At 59.0% G+C, this 17,271-nt stretch carries 12 protein-coding genes; 7 read left to right on the top strand and 5 right to left on the bottom strand.

What is annotated here, in order from left to right:
• The first annotated feature begins 255 nt into the window (after positions 1 to 255).
• The 3 genes from EXQ56_07410 to EXQ56_07400 all read left to right on the top strand — a co-directional run bounded on the left by EXQ56_07410 (position 256) and on the right by EXQ56_07400 (position 2,516).
• Positions 256 to 909 (top strand): sigma-70 family RNA polymerase sigma factor, encoded by a 654-nt coding sequence (locus tag EXQ56_07410; GenBank protein MSO20282.1) that lies wholly within the window; start codon positions 256 to 258, stop codon positions 907 to 909.
• 22 nt (positions 910 to 931) lie between these two features.
• On the top strand, positions 932 to 1,930 hold the full coding sequence (locus tag EXQ56_07405; protein ID MSO20281.1) for a hypothetical protein: 999 nt from the start codon (positions 932 to 934) through the stop codon (positions 1,928 to 1,930).
• A gap of 76 nt (positions 1,931 to 2,006) precedes the next feature.
• Positions 2,007 to 2,516 carry an OsmC family peroxiredoxin gene (locus EXQ56_07400; protein MSO20280.1) on the top strand — a complete coding sequence of 170 codons (510 nt, stop codon included), beginning with the start codon at positions 2,007 to 2,009 and terminating at the stop codon, positions 2,514 to 2,516.
• A gap of 243 nt (positions 2,517 to 2,759) precedes the next feature.
• Here the strand turns inward: EXQ56_07400 and EXQ56_07395 are convergent, their stop codons facing one another.
• The 3 genes from EXQ56_07395 to EXQ56_07385 all read right to left on the bottom strand — a co-directional run bounded on the left by EXQ56_07395 (position 2,760) and on the right by EXQ56_07385 (position 5,566).
• Positions 2,760 to 3,314, bottom strand: a complete 555-nt coding sequence (locus EXQ56_07395; GenBank protein ID MSO20279.1) for a BON domain-containing protein — start codon at positions 3,312 to 3,314, stop codon at positions 2,760 to 2,762.
• A 215-nt stretch (positions 3,315 to 3,529) separates the two neighbouring features.
• On the bottom strand, positions 3,530 to 3,901 hold the full coding sequence (locus tag EXQ56_07390) for a VOC family protein (protein ID MSO20278.1): 372 nt from the start codon (positions 3,899 to 3,901) through the stop codon (positions 3,530 to 3,532).
• 21 nt (positions 3,902 to 3,922) lie between these two features.
• A complete protein-coding gene (locus EXQ56_07385; protein ID MSO20277.1) occupies positions 3,923 to 5,566 on the bottom strand; it encodes a hypothetical protein in 1,644 nt (547 codons plus the stop codon).
• Between the two features lie 184 nt (positions 5,567 to 5,750).
• Between EXQ56_07385 and EXQ56_07380 the strand changes: the two genes are divergently transcribed.
• Positions 5,751 to 7,460, top strand: coding sequence for an amidohydrolase (locus EXQ56_07380; GenBank protein ID MSO20276.1), 1,710 nt, complete (start codon positions 5,751 to 5,753; stop codon positions 7,458 to 7,460).
• A gap of 33 nt (positions 7,461 to 7,493) precedes the next feature.
• Here the strand turns inward: EXQ56_07380 and EXQ56_07375 are convergent, their stop codons facing one another.
• On the bottom strand, positions 7,494 to 9,425 hold the full coding sequence (locus tag EXQ56_07375) for a PAS domain S-box protein (GenBank protein ID MSO20275.1): 1,932 nt from the start codon (positions 9,423 to 9,425) through the stop codon (positions 7,494 to 7,496).
• 655 nt (positions 9,426 to 10,080) lie between these two features.
• Between EXQ56_07375 and EXQ56_07370 the strand changes: the two genes are divergently transcribed.
• Complete coding sequence (locus tag EXQ56_07370; GenBank protein ID MSO20274.1) at positions 10,081 to 13,314, top strand: TonB-dependent receptor; 3,234 nt, start codon at positions 10,081 to 10,083, stop codon at positions 13,312 to 13,314.
• 68 nt (positions 13,315 to 13,382) lie between these two features.
• Here EXQ56_07370 and EXQ56_07365 read toward each other — a convergent pair whose 3' ends face one another.
• Positions 13,383 to 14,402, bottom strand: coding sequence for a ferrochelatase (locus EXQ56_07365; protein ID MSO20273.1), 1,020 nt, complete (start codon positions 14,400 to 14,402; stop codon positions 13,383 to 13,385).
• A 145-nt stretch (positions 14,403 to 14,547) separates the two neighbouring features.
• Between EXQ56_07365 and cysD the strand changes: the two genes are divergently transcribed.
• Complete coding sequence (gene cysD / locus EXQ56_07360) at positions 14,548 to 15,456, top strand: sulfate adenylyltransferase subunit CysD (GenBank protein ID MSO20272.1); 909 nt, start codon at positions 14,548 to 14,550, stop codon at positions 15,454 to 15,456.
• A gap of 103 nt (positions 15,457 to 15,559) precedes the next feature.
• On the top strand, positions 15,560 to 17,245 hold the full coding sequence (cysN, locus tag EXQ56_07355; GenBank protein ID MSO20271.1) for a sulfate adenylyltransferase subunit CysN: 1,686 nt from the start codon (positions 15,560 to 15,562) through the stop codon (positions 17,243 to 17,245).
• Positions 17,246 to 17,271: the final 26 nt, after the last annotated feature.

Genomic DNA, 17,271 nt, shown 5'->3' with positions numbered 1-17,271 from the left:
GCAGCATTTGCAAGTGCAGGCGCATGAGCCCGTCTTCCCATCGCACTTGCAGGAGCAGCCCTCGGGGCCGCAGTCGCAATTCTTGCAGCAATCGCACTTGCATTGATTCTTAGTTGCCATGATTCAGCCTCCTGTTTGGTTGTAATTATCATTGCTTCCACCCTATTAGACGGATCAGATAAAAAAACATTACAGTGCCTGTTTACAGGCCCATTCGCGTGATTCGGCCCACAAAAAACGTGTTACGCTGAGGCCATGAAGTCTGGAAATCCAGCGACCAATTCGCAGTCTGCCGGGACCTCCCTGTCCCCCGGTCGATCCCCCGGCGAAGCGGTTCCCGCCGAGGTCATGGCGCGGCTGCTGCAAGGCAAGCAGCGTTTTCTCGCATTCGTTGAGAAACGCGTGGGGTCGCGCGAGGTAGCCGAGGACATCCTGCAGGACGCCTTCGTGCGCGGCATGGAGCGCGCTGGTGAGCGTGGCAGCGATCTGCCCCGCGATCCCGGCAATGAGGAGAGGGCTACGGCGTGGTTCTATCGCGTGCTGCGCAATGCGGTCATTGACCACTTCCGCCATCAGGCCGCCGAGCAGCGCGCCCTGCATGGCTGGGCGGAAGATTGGGAGCGCAATGCTTCCTTGACCGAAGCGGAGGAGCATGAAGTCTGCGGCTGTTTCCGCGAATTTCTGGATTTGCTCAAGCCGGAGTATCGGCGCGCTATCGAGATCGTGGAGCTACAGGAAGGCTCGCTCAAGGATTTAAGCGCGCAGGAAGATATCAGCCCCAACAACGCGGCGGTGCGCGTGCATCGCGCGCGGCAGGCGCTGCGCCAGCAGATCGAACGCGCCTGCGGCGTTTGCGCCGAGCACGGCTGTCTCGACTGCCACTGCAAATCCATCGCGGAATGTGGCTAGCCGGCAGGTCAAGGAGAATTATTTGCTAACTTGCGAAGGCCTCACCGGTGGAGCAATCTTCCTGGTCTTCGCCGCCGCGCTTTTCTACGTTTCCCGGAAAGAGCGTTACCCGGCGAAGCTGGCCTCCAGGCTGGCAGTAACGCCAGTGGCGCAGATTCAGGAAGGCATGGTACAGGTGGCGGGACGCGCCGTGGGCGCCGCGACGGTCAAGAGCGCCGTGCTCGGACTGAACTGCCTGGTTACACGCAGCTTCGTGGAGGTCTACAACGAAAAACAATCTGAACAAGATTGGGAAACGGAGTTGCGGGATCAGCAGTCAGTCCCGTTTTTCGTGGAGGACGCCAGCGGGCGCGTCTGGGTGGTCCCGGAGAAAGCCGAGTTCCAACTGCTCTCGGACCTGACACTCACCACGGGCGAGAAGTGGAATCCGCCCGAAAGTCAGCGCGATTTTCTGAGCAGCCTGAGCTGGACCGGCGAAGGGCTGGAGGCGCGGATACGCGATCTACACTACGAGCTTGCCCTGAAACGAACGGGATTGGAGAGCCTTCCCGGCTGGATGCGCGAGGGGGTCCAGACGGGGCATGAGCGGCTGGCCACCATCATCAATGATCCCGTCCTGCGCGAGAAAATGCGCCAGAACGGTATTGAACCGCATATTGATCCGGGCACCGCTCAACCGCAGATCACCGAGGCCGAGCAACGCCTGCGGCGCGCCAGGGAGATCGCCAAAAATGTGGGTAAAGACAAACTTCGCGTCACGGAAGAGAGTCTGCTGCCGGGCGATCCGGTGTACGTGATTGGTCCCGCGTTTGAATCGCCGCCCGGATCGCAATGGGCCTACCCCATCGTCATCCGCAAGGAGCATCCCGACGACACCTTCCTTATCGGCGAGGGAACGCCCGATCAAGTGCATGGCAGGGTGCGCAAGAAATCGCACAAAACCGCCAAGATGGCGCTGGTCTGCCTGGCGATCAGCGTCGTGTTGATCCTCTCGTGCGTCTTTGAAAGCGGCGGCGGTTAGCCGACTCAAGCATGTGGCCGCGAATCGGGCTGATGTGCGTTCCGCGCTTTACCCTAAATTCACCTATAATAAAAAGATGAACAAAGATGAATTGCGCGCGCTACAAGCGCCGCTGAAAAACAAATACAAGGAAGAACCGTCCAGCGCGATCGTTACGCTCTCGGCGCGCAGCCGGCTGGACAGCGACGGCATCGCCTGTAAAGTGGAGACCGGGAAGGCGATGGTGGCGGTGGGACTGCATCCAGTTACTGGTGGCGATGGCAGCTACGTCTGCTCCGGCGACATGTTGTTGGAAGCGCTGGCGGCCTGCGCTGGCGTCACCATGAAAGCCGTCTCGACTGCGCTGGACATTCCACTGCGCGACGCCGTGGTGGTGGCCGAGGGGGACTGGGATGCGCGCGGAACACTCGGCGTCTCGAAGGAATCTCCGGTTGGACTGGCCAACATCCGCCTGCGCTTTGAGATCGACTCGGACGCGCCGGACGAGCAACTGGCCAAGATGGTGGAACTCACCGAACGCTATTGTGTGGTGTTCCAGACACTACGCGGCCCCACACCGTTGAGCGTCTCTCACGTTCGCAAATAAAAGTAATGCAGACCATTCTTGCAGTTGGTCTATCAGAGCCCCGACCGCCAGGGAGGGGGCACCTTCAACGGCCTGTGATATTCGGTGCGATCTTCGGTAGACGTGCCTCCTCCCTGGCGGTCGGGGCTCTGATTTCTATACACCAAAGGTAAGGACGGGCTAAAACCCAAACGCAAAAAGCCACAGCGCCCGAATGGGACGCCGTGGCTTTTTTGCTGACTGACCGTGACGGAGAGGATCGCGTCAGCCAATCTTCAGATTGTTGGTTACCGAGAAGGCATTCGGCACGTGCCGCGCCAGCACCTCCGCCATGGTCTTATCGAACTGGCTGCCGACAAACCCTTCCAGTGAAATATGCCCGTTGCGAACGATGATGCGGATCGGGGCGTTTGAGCCGATACGATAGTGCTGCAGCGAGCTGTTGCTGTGGAAGAGCGCGCGATAGGCGGCCATGCGCACCTGGTCATCGAAGCGCGAGAGCGGCAGAACTTCGATTTCGTTGACGACTGTGGTTACGCCCTCCAGACGTTTCACCAGCTTCTCGGCGTCGCTCTTGTGCCACGGCTTGGTTACTTGTCCGGTCAGGCGGACGGTGTCGCCAGTGACTTCATAATCCATGCGATCGAACACGGTGATGAACGGAAGCTTGTTCAGCTCCTTGCGGACCTGATCACCGAGTGTGGAGCCGGCGGTGGCCTGCGGTCCGGCGGACGCGGCCATCGAATTTGTAACGGTCCCCGCCGCCAGTACCAGCGCGGCCAGTGCCGCTGCCAAAAACAATCGATTCTGCTTTTTCATGTCTACCTTCCTCCATTTTCTGACTTCGTATTTTCGATTGGCGATACCCTGATTCTCTAGGGGGACGATTTCACCTCTCACTAACCATTACGTATACATTGGAGCGGCGGATTGGAAAAAGGGTTGCCTCAAGGCATCGGGGGCACACGCCGGCGTACCTCTAAAAAACCGGCGTAGAGCAGCGGCGCAACTTTCTGGCTTGAATTGGGGTTTGGCTATTGGGGTGAGTGCAGGCCGACCCAGTTGCCTTCCGTGTCAATGAAGGCGGCCATGTATCCGACCTCGGGCGTGATCTGCGTCTTGGGCACGACGATCTTTCCGCCGGCCTCCTCCACGCGGCCGAGCACACCACTCAGGTCTTCACCGCCGCTCAGGTAAACCTTGGTCCCGTTCTGGCTGGGCTCAAAACCACGCCCCGCCGCGATGGCGCCCCCGGTTGATTTGGACCAGTCCACTTGAAACATGGCCAGCTTCGTCGCACCGAGATTCATGACGTTCAACTTTTCCTGGAAGATTGTTTCGTAAAACTTAACAGCGCGATCAAAATCACTCGCCGGAATTTCGAACCAATTGATTGCCTTCTGCATGGTTTTCCTCCTGAACTCCGTCTACTTCTTCGCTTTATCCAGACCGAACTGCGGCGCGCTGCGGGTGCCGACAACCTGAATATTCAGCAGTGTCCCGGCGCCCTCTTTGGAGAAGAACGGATCCACCGGCGTAAGCAGAATGCGTTTCCAGCCCGTCTGTGTCTTGGAAAGTTTCGCCTGTAGGCGAAGCTGTCCGTGGAAATCGATCGCCTCGGTTTCGAACAAATAATTTCCGTTGAGTTGCACCAGCGCGCCCGGCACATCAAACTCCAGGCGGTGCAGATCAAAGACCCCTTTATCGAGTATGAAGTCTCCGTAGAAATTAGACGCAACATTGGTGATGGCCGTGTCCTTGGGACGGCCCTGCCCCTTGCGGCTCAACTCATCGATCTTCTGCTGCACCTGATCCGACATGAACGAAGCCGACACCAGCTCGAAGGTTCCGCTCAGATTGAGCCGATCCGCCAGGTCGCCAGACTCCGGAAGGATGTGCAGGCACATATCGAGATTCATGCCGCCGGTGAGCATGGTCTTATCGCCCTTCATGGCCAGGCGCAGAACGTCGTCCACACGCCCATCCTTCATCAGCACGTAGAACAGCATGCTGCGAGCCGACTTGTCCGGATCACGGTCCACGCTGCCGCGCGCGGTGAACTTGGTTTTGCCCAGTAGCGCCTCGACCGGCTCCAGCGCGGTGTTGCCGTTGGTGCCATCAATAACCGCATGGAATTTTGTGTGCAGCGGCATGGCATTGCCGCTCGAAGTCAGACGGAAATCCGGCGTATCGGTCTCACCATCGGCGATGATTCGATTCAACTGGCCCCGGAACGTTCCAGTTGAGTTGAGGATTCCCGCAACACCCTTGAAGACGCCCAAGTCGGCATTCTGGAAAATGTACTCGCCTTCGATAGCCGACTCGCCCGGCTCGTCCGCCACCCAGGGACCAAACTTTCCGCTGCTCTCGATCTGGCCGGGCGGCTTGGCGTTTACTAACGATGCGTCGTAAACAAATGGCAGGCCGGGCCATGCGCCATCGAGTCGGATGCGTTGAATGTCAAACTCAAGCGGTGGCTTGCGTTGGTTTCGCGGCAGCAGTTTCAGGTTGGCATTGGAGATCACCACCTGATCGATGACTACAGTGGGAGCCTTAGTGGTTGGCGGCGCAGACTCGACCGGCGGCGCGTTTCCGGCGGAAAATCCAGGCCGCTCGCCTTTCGGCGGGATATTAATATTGATGCCGTCGATCAGAATGAGACGGATGCGGGGCGGCTCGCTCAGTACGTCATCGACATTGACGACAAAGGAAAGTTTCTTCATCGCCAGCAGGGCTGGCAGATCGCGGCGACCCTTGTGCCGCAGCGCGATATCGCTGATGTCGATGGCCACGCGCCCGACGCGCCCGCGCTCGGCGATCATGCGCCACAGATTTCTCCAATCTACCGGCCAACTCAGCGGCGACGACATCCCCACATCGAACCGGCCGATCTCCACCTCGCTATCGAAGCGTTGCCTGAGATAGAGCGCGGTCTGCTCGCGAATGAATGGCTCAATGCGCATCGCGGCCTGATAGCCGAGGACCCCAAGGACGGCGATGACCACCGTGAACGCAATGCAGAACCTCAGCAGCCATTTTTTCCAAGTACGCATTTTCTTCGTCGAACTCATAATCTCCTCACCTCTCGGCGCGGACACCGTTGGGGTCTACCAGGACCGGGCCACTATATGCCCGTCATAGCCCATTCGAACAGGATGATAAGAAGTTATCCACCGGTTGGTTTGTGGTGGGTGGTTGCATTTCGTAGTAACATGATCGAATTCATTGGAACCATTTCTTTTCGAGGTCGAGCCGATGCGATATTCCCCAATTTATTTCATCCTACTGGCAGCTCTGACGTTGAGCGCGAGGGGCGCCGCCGCGCAGCAGTCGCCTCTTGTCCCTGACGAAATTTTCTACAACGGGAAAGTGGTAACGGTGGATTCGTCTGACCGCGTTCATGAGGCATTCGCAATCCGCAGCGACCGATTTTTCGCAGTGGGCAGTACCACCGAAATTCGCAAGCTGGCTGGCGCGCAAACGCGGCAGACCGATCTGCGCGGACGCACGGTGATTCCCGGATTAATGGACAACCACAATCACTCCTATATCGGCGGCATGATCGAGCAGCGCGGCGTGAGCATGAAGGGAATCCAGTCACTTGGTGAAATGTTCAGCAGGATACGGGCGGCGATCGCGACCGCCCGGACCGGCGAGCCGATCATTGCCACTATCGGGTGGACGGAAGAGGGTCTCGCGGAACATCGCGCCCCGACGCGAGCCGAGTTGGATCAAGTGGCGCCGGATCGTCCACTGGTGGTCATGCGCGCTCGCGGCGATGCTTTTCTGAACTCCGCCGCCCTGCGCGCTGCGGGCATCACGCGCGAAACCAAAATGATTGCGGGCGTCGAAGTGCCGATGGATCAGAACGGCGAGCCAACCGGACAGATCGGTCCGCCCGGAATGGTCAACGCCGTGCTGCCGCGCATCATCCCTTCCCCTGCGCGCGAGCTGCAGCAGCGGGTCCTGGAAACGATGCAGGCGCGCAATCTGTCAATGGGCATCACCAGCATGCGTGAAGTGGAGATGACGCCGGAAGCAATGCGCGCCTATCAGGATGCGCGCCGCGCCGGCAGGCTGAAGATGCGCATCAGCATGGGCATCGATGTAACCGTCGCCGACTGGAATCGCATGGATGAAATCTTATCACCATGGGGCGTAGGACCAGGCTTCGGGGATGAGTGGCTGCGGCTGGACTCCGTGAGCGAGTTAGCGGTGGATGCCGGTGGCGCGACAGCCTGGACGCGCGAGCCGCATTTGCAGCCGCCCGACGGTGGTTCGGGTGCAATGCGCATCACGCCGGAACAGGTCCGCGAGGCGATGCTTGCGGTCAATCAAAACGGTTGGCGACCCGCGATTCACATCTCCGGCGACCGCGCGCTCGACGCCGTGCTGGACGCCTATGAAGCAGCCAACGCCGAGCGCTCCATCATCGGGCGCCGCTGGGTGGTCGAGCATATCCCGATGGTGAATCCCGATCAAATGGACCGCATGGCGCGACTGGGAGTGGTGGTCTCGGCGCAGATTCAACCCTACCGTGGATACGAGGGCAACGTCCGCACTTATGGCCAGACGCGAGCGGACCGCGTGGTCCCTATGCGCGAGATGCTCGACAAAAAATTGGTCGTCTCCACGGGCAGCGATTTTCCGGGACAATCCAATGAGGCGAATCCATTCCTGAATATCTATTTCTATGTGTCGCGGCGCAGCGAGCGTGGAGCCCTGGCCGGTATGCGGCAGAAAATTAGCCGGGCTGAGGCGCTACGCGTCTCCACCGTCAACAACGCCTACATGACATTTGAGGAAGACCTAAAGGGTTCCATCGAAGCGGGCAAACTTGCCGACTTTGTGATTCTTTCCGCGGACATCATGACTGTACCGGAAGAAGAAATACTGAAGATTCGTCCACTGGCCACCTACGTCGGCGGGCAGAAGATGTACGCCGCCGCGCAGGGTGGATTCTGAGTGGCGTGTCCGCGGCTTCCAAATTCCTGCTGGTTAGTTCCTGCGCGGCAGGATGGGCAAACGAACAGTAAATCGTGAGCCGCCCATCTCTCGGGGCGCATACTCCAGGAATCCGCCCATCAATTCGCAGAGATGTCGGCTAATGGCCAAGCCCAGACCCGTGCTTCCACCCTTTGCGGGAACTTCGTCCTGGTATTGCTGAAATGGTCGAAAGAGTTGTTCACGAAAAATCTCCGGGACTCCTCTCCCGGTATCCAGGACGTGCCAGCAATGCCAGGGAAAATCCGCTCCAGCCTCCTTAACCACACGCAGAGTAATGGTTCCATGATGCGTAAATTTTGCCGCGTTTGAAATTAGGTTGCAGATCACCTGCCTAAAGCGGGTCGGATCGGCCCAAAACTCGCCTTGCTCCTCGACTTCAAAAACCATGGCATTCCCATTGGTTTGAATGAGCGAATCGGTGAGATCCCTCACGGATTGCAGAACCTCGGAAATGGATACCCACCTCGGCAGAATGCTGAGGCTGTCCGATTCAATTTTTGAATAATCAAGAATGTCATTGATCATTTCGAGCAACTGCTTGCCGGAGCCGGAAATTTTCTCCATGTCTTTGATGACATGGGGAGTGATATTGGTGATGGCCCCAGATGAGCCTTCCTTCTGCAACAACTCGCTCAGCCCGATGATGGAAGTGAGCGGGGTCCGCAAATCGTGGCTCATTCCGGCCAAGAATGCACTCTTGGCCCGGTTGGCTGCTTCCGCCGATTCTTTCGCCTCCACAAGCTGAAGAGTCCGCTCGAACACCTGCTCCTCCAGCCGGGCATTGAAGCTGCGGAGAGAATCTTCGTGTTCCTTGCGGACGGTAACGTCGCGAACAATCGACACCACTTCGTCGTTTAAGCTTGCAGCAAGACGGGCCTCGAAAGTCCGTGATCCTGCCGGAGTGGGAAGTGAGTACTCAACCAACTGAGGGTGCTGAGTTGAGACCGCGCGTTGCGTGGCTTCCAAAAGAAATTGGACAACTTCGGGAGGAACGTCCATGTCACGAATATTTGACCCTACAAGCCTCTCCGGAGGAATAGCCAGCTCCCAGTAAGGTTTAGGGGGATGGAAGGCGATTAAGGTTCCATCGGTCTGGTAGCGAAATACGGCGTCGGGAACCGCTTCCAGCAGCGCTTTCAGTTGCGACTGGCTGCGGCGCAGTTCCTCTTCCGCCATCTTGAGACGGGTGATGTCAAACCCGGTCCCCAGAATCGCCGGTCGCCCTTCAAAACTTATCTGCTCACCCGAAACGGAGAGCCAACGCTCTTCTCCGCCTTTGGTAACAATCTTGATTTCATAAGAAGTCGGTGGGGCATTTCCGGCTAAACGTTTGGCGGCGTTCTCTCGCACCACATCCCAATAATCAGGATGCACTTGAAGCAGGAAGCTATTGCCTATTAGTTCCTGAATCGGATACCCGACAGCCTCCTGGTACGACTTACTGGCCTCCCGAATCAAGCCATCCTGAATGATGACGGTATAGGCGGCACCGGAGGAAGCCAGCATCTGAAAATGTTTTTCCTTCTTCCTCAGTTCCGCTTCCACAAGCTTCATGTCTGTGATGTCAGTCGCAAACCCAATGACGTGGGTGATCTTCCCCGTGGCATTCACCGCTGGAACAAAGTACTGCTGGAAATAGACGCTACCGCCATCTGGCAACTGTGTGCGGGTTTCAAGATCAACCACCTCGCCGAGCTGGAGCCTTTGGAAAGTGTCCTTCCACAGCCTCTGTTCCTCGGGACTGTGGGCAAACCATGGGGTATCCCAGAATAGCTTGCCAATGACTTCATCGCGGCGCAGTCCATACATTTCCAATGGAGCGAGATTGACATCCAGGACGATGCCCTCTGGGCTGAACAAACCCACCATGCTCGGGATGGAGTCGAGAACCTCCCGGTAAAGCGACGGATTAGCTGATTCCATAATGCGGCCCTGATGAATATCGATTGTATTGGAGGACCCTGCCCCCGATTACCCAGGCTGATTCATAAGCAAATTGGAACGAAAGACCCTTCCACAGAGACTAAACGCACACAATGAACAATAATTCAATTATTAGAATCAGTGGACTGGCGGGGTGATATCCACTGGCTTGTGAGCACTGACTAAGCGCTCATCTCAGTGATTGTATACTAGATGCAGTAGATAAAACCAGCTTACCCAGCCCAAGGTAGTGGGTCAGTTTGAATTTTGCGACCGAGGGTGGCGGCCTGTCATCCTGAGCGCAGCAAAGGATATGCTTTTCTGCAACAGTTTGGAAAGCATATCCTTCGCTGCGCTCAGGATGACACCGTCGAATCCGGCATCCGGAATTCAAATTGACCCACTGCCCAGCTCCATGCCGACAGCATCAAGTTCGCTCGGCGGAATTGGTAATAGAACTCTTCCACCCCATTTGGGCTGACCGGACACAAAATGCCCAGGATTGCGAATTGTTAACTGGATGGGTTGGCGCCGCAGTAAATTTGCGATCCATTGATGGACGATCCGGTACGCCTTAATTGGGGATTGACTTTGGCCCTAAATCAAGCAAAAATGCTTCGGATTCTATTCATTAACGATTAACGAAGTCACGCGAATGGTTCCCCTCGGAACGGAACTTATCAGGAGGATCGATATGAATTTATTCCAGACTGACCTGAAATGGACAAGCCTGCCGGCTTTCACGATTGCGCTGACGCTCTTCGTGGCAGGTTGGATGCCATCAACAGCACAGGCGCAGGGCACCACCGGCACCATCTCCGGCATCGTGCAGGATAGTTCCGGCGCGGTCGTTCCGGGTGCCGAGGTGGTGATAAATCACACCGACACCGGCAGCACGCGCACCATCACGTCAGACAGCCAAGGCCGCTATCTGGCGCCCAATCTTGCCATTGGCAACTATACTGTGCAGGCCGGATCGCAAGGCTTCCAGACGGAGATTCGCTCCGGGCTTGCGCTGACCATCGGCCAGCAGGCGGTGATCAACTTCACCCTGAACCCCGGCGCGGTCTCCGAAGTGGTTACCATTCAGGAATCGGCTCCCATGGTGGACACCACCAGCGCGGCGGTTGGCACGCTGGTTAACCGTGAGCAGATTCGCGACCTGCCGCTCAACGGCCGCGACTACACGCAGTTGGCGCTCTTGCAGCCCGGCGTGGTGCAGTATCGCGAGCAAAGCCGCGAAGTGAATCGCGGAATGGGCACCCGCTTCTCCGTCTCCGGCGCGCGGCATAATCAAGTGTCCTTCCGGCTGAACGGACTGGACATCAGCGACGGCGCGGGCACCTCGCCCGGCAGCGCTACCGGCCACAACCTGGGCTTGGACGCCATTCAGGAGTTCCAGGTGCTCACCAACACCTTCGGCGCCGAGTACGGCAAGTCCGCCGGCGGCATCCTGAACGTGGTGCATAAGGCAGGCACCAACACGCTGCATGGCTCGCTGTTCCACTACCTGCGCAACAGCGCGCTGGATTCTCCCAACTACTTCGACAGCGACCAGAAGACCGATCCGTTCAAGCGCAATCAGTTCGGCGGCAGCGCCGGCGGACCCATCGTGCGCGACAAGCTGTTCTTCTTCGGCAACTATGAGGGCCTGCGCGAGCGGCTGGCCGTCACCGGCACCAACAACGTGATGACCGCGGCAGCGAAGAATGGCGCTCTCGGCCCGGTGAACCCGGCCATCAAGCCGTACCTGGATCTGATTCCGCTGCCGAACATTATCACGCCGCAGGACGCCGCGCTGGCGCTGCTGGGCCGCGGCACCCGCGAGACTACCACCTCCACCAAATCCACCGAGGAGTACATCGTGGGCAAGGGCGACTACAACATCTCCGAGTCGGACAACATCTCGGGCAGCTACACCTTCGACGACGGACAGTTCGGCGGGCCCTCGCCGCGCGACGGCATTGTGATCTCGGAGAGCCTGACCGACAATCGCAATCAGTATGTCACGCTGGGCCAGACCCACACGTTCTCTCCGTCCATGCTGAATGCCTTTCGCTTCGGCATGAATCGCAGCCACATCGTTGCCTACCGCTACCCGCTCATCACCGTGCCCCAGAGCCTCGAACTGGTCCCCGGCATTCCGAACTTCTCCTTTGAAGTTACCGGCCTCGACGGCATGCAGTTCCTGATGGAGCCTATCCTGGACCGTCAGATGCTGCTCGACAGTTACCAGTTCTCGAACGCGGTCAGCATCAATCGCGGTTCGCACGCCATCAAGTTCGGCATGGAGTTCCAGCGCCAGAAGTTCAGCTACGGCACGTCCAGCCGCACCTTCGGCGGACGCTACGCCTTCACCAGCATCAGCAATTTCATCGCCGCCATCCCCAGCCAGTTCCAGGCCGACGACCCGGACTCCGAGCCGCTGCCCTACATCAATCAGAATCTGTGGGGCTTCTTTGTGCAGGATGACGTGCATCTGACGCCGCGGCTGACGATGAACATCGGCCTGCGCTATGAGTTCATCGGCCTGCCGACTTCCACGCGCGAAAATCAATCCACGCTGATCCGCCTGGAAGACCCCAAGCTGACCACCGGGACCACGTTCTTCCAGAATCCCTCGCTCAAGAACTTCGCGCCGCGCATCGGCCTCGCCTGGGACGTGTTCGGCAATCAGCGCACGGCGGTGCGCGCCGGGTTTGGCCGCTATGACGATCAGCTCTCGACTTACTACTACCTGCCGCTGATCCAGTCCAATCCCCCCATGGCGCTCACGCGCACGCTGACGCCCAACGCGCAGACGCAGCTTCCCTTCCCCAATGGCTATCAGTCCATTCGCAACGGCGCGCCGGCGGCGGTGGCGTTGCAGTTGATGGACTACAACCTGAAGCAGCCCTATCGCCTGCAGTACAACCTGGGCATTCAGCAGCAGTTGCCCGGCAACATGGGCTTCGCCGTTTACTATGTCGGCGCGCATGCCGTGCATAGCACGCAGTTCACGCTGAACGCCAACAGCCGCATCCCCACCAAGCGCGCCTCCGACGGACGCCTGGTGTTCACCAATGGCAGCCCGGTGCGCAATCCGAACTTTGCCACCATGCAGTACCGCACCACGGGCGGCGACAGCTATTACAACGCCTTCCAGACCGTGCTCAACCGCCGCATGTCCGCGGGCTTGCAGTTCCAGGGCTCCTACACCTGGTCGAAGAGCATCGATACCGGCAGCATCTTCAGCTACAGCTCGGAGGGCTTGAACACCGTGGCCATGCAGAGCCTGTTCGACAAGAACGACGGCGAGAAGGGCCTGTCCGCGTTTGACGCGCGCCACGTCTTCTCGATGAGCTCCACCTACGACCTGCCCAGGGTCGAAAGCTGGGGCACGGTGCTGAAAACTGTCGCGGGCGGCTGGCAAGTGGGCGGCATCCTGAATCTCGCCACCGGACACCCGTTCACTCCGCTGCTCGGCTTCGACAACGCGTTTGTCAGCGTGCGCAGCCGCGGCGATCATCTGCGACCGGAGCTCATTCCCGGCGGCGATACCAACCCCACCAACCCCGGCAATCCCACGAAGTATTTCGACGCCTCGCAGTTCGTGCGCCCCGAGCCGGGGACGCTCGGCAACCTGGGCCGCGATACGCTGATCGGACCGGGACTAGCTCAGGTGGATTTCACCACCAAGAAGCGATTCCACTTCTCCGAGTCCCGGCTGATTGAGTTCCGTGCCGAGCTGTTCAACCTGCTCGACCGCGCCAACTTCCGCGTTCCCGAGGAAGCCGAGCGTGTAATCGTCAGCAACGCCGCGGGCACGCGCAACGCCACCGCCGGGCAGATCAAAGGCACCACCACCACGTCCCGGCAGATTCAGTTCTCGCTGCGATACGAATTTTAAGGCGGGAGACAACATCCATTACGACGGCCCGGGTTTGCGCCCGGGCCGTTTCCTTTTGGCGAAGACAATTATCGAGGACGCTGCGGCAGCGCGCAGCAACCCGCGGGACAGATGTCCGGGAAAGCACCGCTCGGTCCCACGGCACGGCGCGTTTTCACTTCCCCCATCTGCTCCAGCACAAGCTCACGAATCATCTCCACGAAGCGCGCATCGCCGCCGGCCGTCCCGGCGCGGACCATGTTTAATCCCAACTCAGCGCAGAGCTGCTTCGCCTCGGTGTCGAGGTCGTAGAGAACCTCCATGTGGTCGCTGACGAAGCCGATGGGCGCCACCACCACGTCCGTGCGCCCGGCGGTCTTGAGTCCACGGAGGTGATCCAGCACGTCTGGCTCCAACCAAGGTTGCGTCAACGGACCGCTGCGGCTCTGATAGACCAGCTTCCATTCCCTAATGCCAAGAGCGTCGGAAACGGTGGCCGAGGCTTCCTTCAGTTGCAAAACATAAGGGCCGGAGCTGGCCATCGACATCGGCACGCTGTGCGCGGTATAGACCATCGCAGTGCCGTCACGGCGCGGCGCGGGGATTTGCGCGTATGCTCCGCGCACGAGGTCGATCATCGGCTCGATGAAGCCGGGATGGTTCCAGTACAGCCGCAGCTTCACCAGCTCGGGCACGCTGCCGCCCGTCTTCGTTTTAACCTCGTTGGCGGCTTGGTCCAAATCTTCAATATACCGGCGACATCCTGAGTAGGACCCAAAAGCGGAGGTGGCAAATACGAACGCCCGGCGCACTCCGTCGCGCGCCATCGTTTCAAGTGTATCGGCGAGAAAGGGATGCCAGTTGCGGTTGCCCCAATAGACCGGCAGCGCGGGGCCCTGTTGCTTCAGCAACGCTTCGAGCGATGCAATCAGAGCGCGGTTGTGATCGTTAATGGGACTCCGCCCGCCGAAGTGATAGTAGTGTTCGGCGACTTCAAGCAGGCGCTCGCGCGGCACGTTGCGCCCGGCGACGACGTTCTCAAGGAACGGCATCACCTCGCCGCGCTTCTCGGGGCCGCCAAAGGAGAAGATTAAAATGGCATCTGACATGACGACGCGAATCCCCTATCCTGCTATGCCGCTAACTCAAGTATAAGCAAAGTACGTCAGCCGACGCGAGAAGTCCACGAGCGAAATCATCTATAATGAAAGTTTGACGCACTTTGCTGAACAGAGATAGTGATTGTTGATTGGCATGAGCGAATATCGCCTGACTCATCTGAAGGAACTGGAAGCCGAGAGCATCCACATCATGCGCGAGGTGGTGGCGGAGTTCGAGCGCCCGGTGATGCTCTACTCCATCGGCAAGGACTCCTCCGTGATGCTGCATCTGGCGCTGAAGTCGTTCCATCCGGGCCGCCCGCCGTTCCCCTTTCTGCACGTGGACACCACGTGGAAATTCAGCGAAATGATCGAGTTCCGCGAGCGTCGCGCCAAGGAACTGGGCTTGCACCTGATCGTGCATATCAATGAAGAGGGCGTGCGCCAGGGCATCGGCCCATTCACCCACGGCAGCAAGAAGCACACCGACGTGATGAAGACCGAGTCGCTGAAGCAGGCGCTCGACAAGTATCGCTACGACGCAGCCTTCGGCGGCGCGCGACGCGAGGAAGAAAAATCCCGCGCCAAGGAGCGCGTCTATTCCTTCCGCGACTCGCAGCATCGTTGGGACCCGAAGAACCAGCGCCCCGAACTGTGGAACGTTTACAACGGCAAGATCAACAAGGGCGAATCGATCCGCGTCTTCCCGCTCTCGAACTGGACGGAGCTGGACATCTGGCAATACATCTACATGGAGAAGATTCCCATCGTGCCGCTCTACTTTGCGAAGCCCCGCCCCGTGGTGGACCGCGACGGCACGCTCATCATGGCCGATGACGACCGCATGGTTTTCAAGCCCGGCGAGAAGCCGCAGATGAAGATGGTCCGCTTCCGCACGCTGGGCTGCTACCCGCTGACCGGCGCGGTGGAGTCGCAAGCCACCACGCTGACCGACATCATTCAGGAGATGCTGCTGGCCACCACGTCGGAGCGGCAGGGCCGCATCATCGACCACGACGGCGCCGGCTCGATGGAAGAGAAAAAGAAGGAAGGATACTTTTGAGGGAAGGAAGCATAGGAACGGAGTAGCCTTCAGCTTTTTCCGATCCTCTGCCTCCTTTGCCTCCTATGCTTCCCGCTTTGCAACAGTGGCTCCCCGGTAATCTATGTCTCATCAATCGGAATTGATCGGCACCGACATCCACGCATACCTCGCGCAGCATGAGCGCAAGCAACTGCTGCGCCTGCTCACCTGCGGCAGCGTGGATGACGGCAAGAGCACGCTGATCGGGCGGCTCCTGCACGACTCGAAAATTATCTATGAAGATCAACTTGCGGCTGTAACCAAGGACAGCGCGCGCTTCGGCACGGTGGGCGCTGAAGTGGATTTGGCGCTGCTGGTGGATGGCCTGCAGGCCGAGCGCGAGCAGGGCATCACCATTGATGTGGCGTATCGTTACTTCTCGACCTCCAAGCGCAAGTTCATCATCGCCGACACGCCGGGGCACGAGCAGTACACGCGCAACATGGCGACAGGAGCGTCCACCTGCTCGCTGGCGATCATTCTGGTAGACGCGCGCAACGGCGTGGCCACGCAGACGCGCCGGCACAGCTTCATCGTCTCGCTGCTGGGCATCCGGCACATCATCGTGGCCATCAACAAAATGGATTTGGTGGGGTACAGCGAAGCGGCCTTCAACCAGATTCGCCAAAGTTACGTTGAGTTTTTGTCCAACCTTGAACAGGCCACGGGACATAAGCATGATGTCCACTTCATGCCCATCTCGGCGCTCAAGGGCGACAACGTTGTCTACGCCAGCCAGTCGATGCCGTGGTGGCTCAACGGCGAGTCTAGGGGTGAGCCGCTGATGAGCTTGCTCGAAAATATCAAGATCACCAACGACGAGAATTACGAAGACGTGCGCTTTCCCGTGCAGTGGGTGAACCGGCCCAACCTCGACTTTCGCGGATTCAGCGGGACCATGGCCGCCGGCGTGCTGCGTCGCGGCGACCCCGTGCTGGCGCTGCCCTCGCACAAGCGCAGCCGCGTGAAATCCATCGTTACATTCGACGGCGACATTGAAGAGGCCTTCCCGCCGCAGGCTGTCACCGTAACGCTGGAAGACGAGATCGACGTCAGCCGCGGCGACATGCTGGTGCGGCCCGACAATCTGCCGATGACCGGCACGCACCTGCGCGCGCATATTGTTTGGATGAACGAATCGCCGCTGGTTCCCGGAAAGCAGTATTACATCAAGCAGAACACCAAGACGGTCAACGGCTCCGTGGCGCGCATCCATTACCGCATCGACGTGAACACGCTGGAGCACGTCCACGTCGAGCAGTTGAAATTGAATGGGATTGCGCTATGCGAAGTGGGCCTAAGCGCGCCGCTGGCCTTTGACCCCTACACACGCAGCCGCGGCACCGGATCGTTCATCATCATCGACCGGTTGACCAACGCCACGGTTGGCGCGGGGATGATCCTGGGCTTGGCCGATGACGGCGGCCAAGGAGGGATGGCGCGCAATGTAACTTCGGAAGAGCGCGCCGCCCGCTTCGCGCAGAAGCCCGCGACAATCTGGATGACCGGAACCAATGCCCGCGAACTGGCCTATCAAGTGGAACGCCGGTTGTTTGACGCGGGCCACGCCGCCTCGGTGATCGACGCCGAGAGTTACGGCGAATCCGCCGCGCTGATCGCCAACAGCCTGAATCAGGCGGGCCTCATTTGCCTGGCCATTGTGGAAAAGCCCACCATCGCGCTGGACGCTACGCACCACTCGCTTAACGTAGAAGGCATGTCGGTTGAGACACTGCAAGACTGGCTCAAAAGGAAGTCGGTAATTTAGTGCGCGGATGATTCCGATGAGAGCCC

The sequence above is a fragment of the Acidobacteriota bacterium genome (assembly GCA_009691245.1).
GTDB lineage: Bacteria > Acidobacteriota > Terriglobia > 2-12-FULL-54-10 > 2-12-FULL-54-10 > SHUM01.
This window is presented reverse-complemented; position numbering and strand designations above follow the sequence as displayed.